The following is a 6,226-nucleotide window of genomic DNA, read 5'->3' as shown; positions in this document are numbered from 1 at the left end:
CGCGTACTGGACGTACTCGGGTGCCCCGGCAGCGCGGCGAGGTGCGGTGCCGGGCGGCGCGGGCCAGGCAAGATCCGAAAGAGACGGCCTAGGCCGCGACGCCTCGACCGAACCGCACCACGCCGGAACCACGCCCGAGCCGCACCACACCCCCACCGACCCGCCCCTCAGTCCAGCCGCCCCCCGGCCGCCGGACGGACCGCCGAGGCCACCGCTTCCGCCAGCACCGGTACGTCCGCCAGGGACAGCGTCGACATGGTCATCCGCACCGCCGGCCCCGATTCCACCCGGAACCGGGCCCCCGGGGCGACCGCCCAGCCCGCCCCCAGCAGGCGCGTCACCACCGCCGTCTCCTCGGCGACGGGCACCCACACGTTGAGACCGCTCCGCCCCCGCGCGCTCACCCCGCGCCGGGCCAGCGCCGCGACCAGCCCGTTCCTGCGCTCCCCGTAGGACCGCGCGACCGCGGCGTGGTCGACCGCTCCGGCCTCCCACAGCTCCACGGCCGTGTACTGCAGCAGCCTGCTCACCCACCCCGGGCCCAGCCGCTGGCGCCCCCGGACCCGGTCGAGCGTGACCCCGTCGCCGGTCAGCACGGCGAGCCGCAGGTCCGGTGCGTACGCCTTCGCGGTGGAGCGGATCAGCACCCAGTGGCGGGTCACCCCGGCCAGCGCGTTCAGCGGCTGGTCCGCGATGCCGTGTCCGTGGTCGTCGTCGATGACCAGCACCTCGGGGTGCCGGGCGAGCACCGCCCGCAGCTCCGAGGCGCGCTCCGCGCTCACCACCGCCCCGGTCGGGTTCTGCGCCCGGGCCGTCACGATCAGCGCACGGATCCCCTGGACCAGCGCCCGTTCCACCGAGTCGGGCAGCGGCCCGTCGTCGTCCACGGCCACCGGCACCACCCGCAGCCCCAGCGCCGGGGCGAGGTCGAGCACGCTCCCCCACCCCGGGTCCTCGACGCCCACCGCGTCCCCCGGCCGCAGGTGCGCGGCCAGCACCCGTTCGATGCCGTCGAGCGCGCCCGAGGTCACCGCCATCGCCCCGGCCGGCACCCCGTCGGCGTCGAAGGCGGCCCGGGCCAGCCGGGCCAGGTCCGGAGCCACCGGATCCAGGCCGTAGAGCGTGGGCTCGGCGGCGTACCGGCGGGCCGCGCCCGCCATCGCCTCGTCCAGCGCCGGCAGCAGTCGGACGTCCGGGTTCCCGGAGGCGATGTCGCGCACCCCCGCCGGGACGGCCATCCGCAGCCCGTCGCGCGGCGCGGTCGCCGGGCGGGCACGCACCCGGCTGCCGCGGCGCCCGTCGGTCTCGATGACCCCGCGCTCGCGCAGCGTCCGGTACGCGGCGGCCACGGTGTTGGGGTTCACCCCCAGCACACCGGCGAGCTCCCGCATCGGCGGCAACAGCGCTCCCGGTTCGAGCGCGCCCGAGGCTACGCCCGCTTCCACACTCGCGGCGATTTCCGATGCGCGCCGCCCGATGATCAGATACTCTCCTAGCACAAAGTCAAGTATGCACTAATACAACGGAGTCCGCACCATGAGCGTCACGCCCGCCCCCGAGAACGCCACCGGTACGCCGACGGCCGCGGCGACGGCCGCGCCCAAGGAAGCCCCGGCCACCGAAGCACCGGCCACCACGTACACGCCCACCGACCGCACCGTCCCGAGCCGGTACCGGGACCGCGCCCACTACGACCACGAGACGGTGCACTCGATACTGGATGCTGCCTACCTCTGCCACCTCGGTTTCGTCCGCGACGGCGCGCCGGTGGTCCTGCCGACCCTCTTCGGCCGCGTCGGCCGGACCCTCTACGTGCACGGCTCCACCGGCTCGGGCCCGCTCCTCGCCGCCGGCAAGGCCGACCCCGGCATGCCGGTCTGCCTGACCGTGACGCACCTGGACGGGCTGGTCCTGGCCCGCTCCGCCTTCCACCACTCGCTCAACTACCGCTCGGTGGTCGTGCACGGCACCGCGTACCAGGTGACGGACCCGGAGGAGCGCCGGATCGCCCTCGACGCCCTCGTCGACCAGGTCGTGCCGGGCCGCTCGGCCGACTCCCGGCCGGCGAACGCCAAGGAGCTCGCCGCCACCGCCGTGATCCGGCTCGACCTGGACGAGGTGTCCGCCAAGATCCGCAGCGGCGGCCCGGGTGACGACCCCGAGGACATCGGACTGCCCTACTGGACGGGCGTGATCCCGGTCGCGCCGGCGTACGGGACCCCGGTCCCGGCCGCCGACCTCGCCGCGGGCATCCCCGTCCCGGACTACATCACCGCCCTCTGACGGCGACCTCGCCGCCCGCAGCGGCACGGGCGGGCCGGACCTCCGGCCCGCCCTTCGGCGTGTCCGCCTCCCGCCCGTCCCCCGGCCGCCGCGACTCCGCGGCGATCAGCGCCCCCACGGCCGTCAGCAGGAGTACGGTCCCCAGCGCCACCGGGCCCGTCAGCCGCTCCCCGAGCACCAGGACGGCGATCGCCGCCGCGCCGACGGGCTCGATCAGCATGATCACGGAGACCGTCGCGGCCCGTACCGCGGCGGCCCCGCTGAAGTAGAGCGCGTAGGCCAGCGCGGTCGGCACGGTGGCCATGTAGGCGAGTAGCCAGAGCACCCGAACGGGCTCCGCGGCATGCGGCATCAGCCCTTCCACCAGCGCGAACGGGAGCAGGCACACCGTGCCCACCCCGACCGACCAGACGGTGGTGACCAACGGGTCCCCGCCGGTGCCGCGCCGCCCGAGCAGCCGGGCCCGCAGGGTCATGCCCCCGTAGCCGGCGGCCGACAGCAGCGCCCAGCCGACACCGAGCGGCCGCACCTCGCCGCCCCCGCCGCCGAGGACGAGCACGGCCAGCCCGGCCAGCGCCCCGCCGACCGCGAGGATCCCGCCCCGGCCGAGCCGCTCCCCCATCCAGTACCGGGCCCCGAGCGCGATGAGCACGGGCCCGGATCCGAGGGTGACGACGGTGGCCACGGCGAGCCCGGTCTCGCGCACGGCGGCGAAGTACGCGGACTGGAAGAGGGTGAACATCAGCCCGGTCCCGATCAACGACCCCACCGAGGCCCTGACCCGGCCGGCATCCGCCCTGCCCGCACCGCCCCGCGGGCGGCGGCGTACGGCGAGCACCGCGAGCAGCACCGCCAGCCCGCCCGCGCACCGCCAGAAGGACAGGGCGAGCGGACCGAGGTCACTGGCGAGGTAGAGCAGCGAGGCCGCCGCCCCCGCCGTACCCCAGGCGGTTCCGGCGATGACGAGGAAGAGCAGGCTGCGCCCGGTGGCGGGCACGACAGGCACATGGTCCGACTGGACCGGCTGGATCGACACGAGAGTTCTCCGCGCGTGCGTGAAGGATGAAGGAAGAGGTCATCGCTTCGCGGGCAGCGCGAATCCGCCCGGGTCACGGCCCGGGCCGGGTTCTCCTGCGTGGTGGCAGCCGCCCGCGCTAGGCGGCGGGAGGCGGAAGCACGTTCGACAGCATGATCGGGATCCTAGACCTTGCTCGGATCGCGGTCCAGAGCGGCCGCCGGCTCCGCGACCACGGGCGCCGCCCGCCGGGAGGACTGCGCGATGAAGGCCCCGCCCAGCACCAGCGCGCCGCCGATGATCTGCCAGGTCGAGAGGTGCTCGCCCAGCAGCACCCAGGCCAGCACGGTCGCCACGACCGCCTCCAGGCAGGCCACGACGCCGGCGACCTGCGGCGACAGCTTGCGCACCGAGACCACACCGGTCAGGTACGCGAACACGGTCGCGATCAGGACCACCCAGCCGAGCAGCACCGGCGCGGGCACCATCACGTCCCCGAGCGCCGCGTCGCCGGCCAGTACCTGCCAGTCCATCCCCCAGGGCCGGGCGATCACGGTCATCACGAGGGTGCCGACGATCATGCCGTACGCGATCACGCCCATCGGGTCGGGCACGTCCTCCCCGTCGCTGCCCTGGTCGGCGAAGACGAAGTAGAAGGCCTGGCAGCAGGCGGCCGCGAGGCCGAGCAGCACGCCGAGCGGGTCGAGGCTCAGCCCGGCCCAGATCTGCACCACGCAGGCGAGGCCCACGACGGCCACGGCGGCGCCGGCCGCCGCGGCCCGGGTCACGGGCCGGCGCTGCACGAAGCGGATCCAGCCGAGCAGCAGCGCGGGGCCGAGGTACTCCAGCAGCAGGGCCACGCCGACCGGGATCCGGGACAGCGAGGCGAAGTAGAAGGCCTGGACCCCGGCCACGGCGACGATTCCGAAGCCGGCGAGCAGCAGGGGTTTGCGGCGTACGAGAGCGCGATGGCGCCAGGCCAGCGGGGACAGCACGAGCGCCGCACCGGCGATCCTGAGCCAGACCATGTGGAGCGGGTCCAGACCCGCCTCGATCAGCGGCTTCGCCGCCACACCCGAACCACCGAACGCGATCGCCGAAATGAGGGCGAGGCCCAGTCCGGCATGTCTCCCTGACGCTTGCATCCGGACATCATGACAGGGCCGGTCAGGAGCGACGGGACCGTGACACCTGTTGAGACGCTCCCGAGACCTCCCCGACACCACCGGGCCCGCAGCTGCCCCGCTCCGCATTACCTGACAGGTCGTCAGTCTTGTATGTTCCGTCCGCCCGGACTACCTTCCGCCGCACGTACCTGACGAGAAGGGGTGGTCGCATGGCTGAAGTCACCGCGGAATCACGCATCGAGGCGTCCGCCGCGAAGCTCTGGTCCCAGCTGACCGACTGGGACGCTTACGGCCAGTGGAGCATGACCCACACCAACTTCCCGAAGGGCGGACCCGAGACCCTCGCGGTGGGCTCCACCTTCGCCGAGAACATGAAGATGATGGGCTTCCCCGCCGAGGTCCTCTGGACGGTCTCGGAGCTGGAGGACGAGCGCGTCTTCGCGATCACCGGCAAGGGCCCGATGGGCGTGGCCGTCCTGACCCGCTACACCCTGATCCCGGACGGTACGGCCACCACCGTCCGCATCGACGGCGAGTTCACCGGCGCCGCGGTCTCCCTCATGGCGGGCAAGCTCAAGGACTCGGCCACCGCCGCCCTGAACGAGTCCCTCCGCAAACTCTCCGGCCTGGTCGCCTGAGCCCCGCCCCCACGCACACGTGACGGCGCGCCCCGCGAGAATCTCCGCGGGGCGCGCCGTCACGTACGGGAGGCCCGACAGCCCACTCACACTCAGTGCTCGTCGGCCAGGATCAGGTAGAGCTTCTTGCGGGCGTCGTTGATGACGGTGAGGGCCTTCTCCCGCTGCGCGGGGGTGCCGGTCTTGAAGACCTGACCGAAGGCCTCCATCAGGCCGAAGCCGGCCGTCCGGACCTCGTTCATCGCCTCGAAGTCGAAGCCCCGCCCGGCCTCCGCCCAGGGGGCTTCCGGGCCGGACTCGGCCTCGGCCCGACCGGTCTCGGTGAGCGTGAACAGCTTCTTGCCGCCCTCGCTCTCACTGGTGATGAGGCCCTCGTCCTCCAGCAGCTGCAGGGTCGGGTAGACCGACCCCGGGCTGGGCTTCCACGCCCCGCCGCTGCGCTCGCCGATCTCCTGGATCATCTCGTAGCCGTGCATCGGCCGGTCGGCGAGCAGCGCCAGGATCGAGGCGCGCACATCACCCCGCCGGGCCCGGCCGCGCGGTCCGCCGCGCCCACCGCGCCCGCCGAAGGGCCCACCCCCGAAGGGCGGCCCGAACGGCCCGAAGGCGGCACGCCGCCCCTGAAACTCCTCCCGACGGTCCGGCCCGCAGTGGCCGTGACCCCGTCCGTGGTCGTGTCCGTGCTGTCCGTGTGAACGCATGACTGCGCTCCTTTCGTCATTCGGTGAATCCGGTTGTCGCTGATGCGATGTCTCCACTATCGCTGACCCATCGCGATGCGTCAACGATATATCGGAAACTTCCTCAACGAACACCCTCCGACCAGTCCGGTCTGACCTGTGACAGCGAAGATGGACCAGTTGTCATCGAAGTTGGACCAATGCCTGTTTGTGTCAGGGAAGATGGGCCACTACATCGTTTGTGACAGCGAAGTTGGACCGATCGTCGGTGATCTTCTATCGGGGCTGAGTCGTCTTGCGCTGGATGTATGCCTGCTGGCGGCAGCGCTGAGAGCATGTCCGGCGCTGTGACCTGCTCTTTTTTGGTAGAGGAGCCGAGCAGACTTGGCAGGACGGTGTTGTCCGGAGTGCATTTTGGAGCGGGGCGAGGGCGTCAGCCCTCGCCCCGCTCGTATGGGGTGAAGCCGCGGGGTCGGGCGGCGG

General features: G+C 72.9%; 6 protein-coding genes. 2 read left to right on the top strand and 4 right to left on the bottom strand.

Going from position 1 to position 6,226, the window contains the following annotated elements; all coding sequences use genetic code 11:
• Positions 1-167: 167 nt before the first annotated feature.
• A complete protein-coding gene (locus NLX94_RS37945) occupies positions 168-1,499 on the bottom strand; it encodes an aminotransferase class I/II-fold pyridoxal phosphate-dependent enzyme (protein WP_254387851.1) in 1,332 nt (443 codons plus the stop codon).
• 37 nt (positions 1,500-1,536) lie between these two features.
• Here NLX94_RS37945 and NLX94_RS37940 point away from each other — a divergent pair, with 37 nt between their 5' ends.
• Positions 1,537-2,283, top strand: coding sequence for a pyridoxamine 5'-phosphate oxidase family protein (locus NLX94_RS37940; RefSeq protein ID WP_254387850.1), 747 nt, complete (start codon positions 1,537-1,539; stop codon positions 2,281-2,283).
• Here NLX94_RS37940 and NLX94_RS37935 read toward each other — a convergent pair.
• Both NLX94_RS37935 and NLX94_RS37930 read right to left on the bottom strand, forming a co-directional pair.
• Positions 2,270-3,319, bottom strand: coding sequence for a DMT family transporter (locus NLX94_RS37935; protein WP_254387849.1), 1,050 nt, complete (start codon positions 3,317-3,319; stop codon positions 2,270-2,272). The two genes, NLX94_RS37940 and NLX94_RS37935, sit on opposite strands and share 14 nt — an antisense overlap.
• Positions 3,320-3,483: 164 nt before the next feature.
• Positions 3,484-4,443, bottom strand: a complete 960-nt coding sequence (locus NLX94_RS37930) for a DMT family transporter (RefSeq protein ID WP_254387848.1) — start codon at positions 4,441-4,443, stop codon at positions 3,484-3,486.
• 191 nt (positions 4,444-4,634) lie between these two features.
• On the opposite strand from NLX94_RS37930, the gene NLX94_RS37925 reads away from it, so the two are divergent.
• Positions 4,635-5,063, top strand: a complete 429-nt coding sequence (locus NLX94_RS37925) for an SRPBCC family protein (RefSeq protein WP_254387847.1) — start codon at positions 4,635-4,637, stop codon at positions 5,061-5,063.
• A 92-nt stretch (positions 5,064-5,155) separates the two neighbouring features.
• Here the strand turns inward: NLX94_RS37925 and NLX94_RS37920 are convergent, their stop codons facing one another.
• Positions 5,156-5,764, bottom strand: a complete 609-nt coding sequence (locus NLX94_RS37920) for a PadR family transcriptional regulator (protein ID WP_254387846.1) — start codon at positions 5,762-5,764, stop codon at positions 5,156-5,158.
• Between the last annotated feature and the right edge of the window lie 462 nt (positions 5,765-6,226).

Origin of the sequence: Streptomyces sp. TBY4 (assembly GCF_024213195.1) — a bacterium.
Classification (GTDB): Bacteria; Actinomycetota; Actinomycetes; order Streptomycetales; family Streptomycetaceae; genus Streptomyces.
Note: the sequence above shows the minus strand (reverse complement) of the source record. Positions and strands in the feature narration are given on the sequence as shown.

Bases quoted from the DNA above. Each gene is read 5' to 3' on its own strand.
- NLX94_RS37920 (WP_254387846.1), bottom strand. From the start codon at position 5,764: ATGCGTTCACACGGACAGCACGGACACGACCACGGACGGGGTCACGGC.
- NLX94_RS37940 (WP_254387850.1), top strand. From the start codon at position 1,537: ATGAGCGTCACGCCCGCCCCCGAGAACGCCACCGGTACGCCGACGGCC.
- NLX94_RS37925 (WP_254387847.1), top strand. From the start codon at position 4,635: ATGGCTGAAGTCACCGCGGAATCACGCATCGAGGCGTCCGCCGCGAAG.
- NLX94_RS37930 (WP_254387848.1), bottom strand. From the start codon at position 4,443: ATGCAAGCGTCAGGGAGACATGCCGGACTGGGCCTCGCCCTCATTTCG.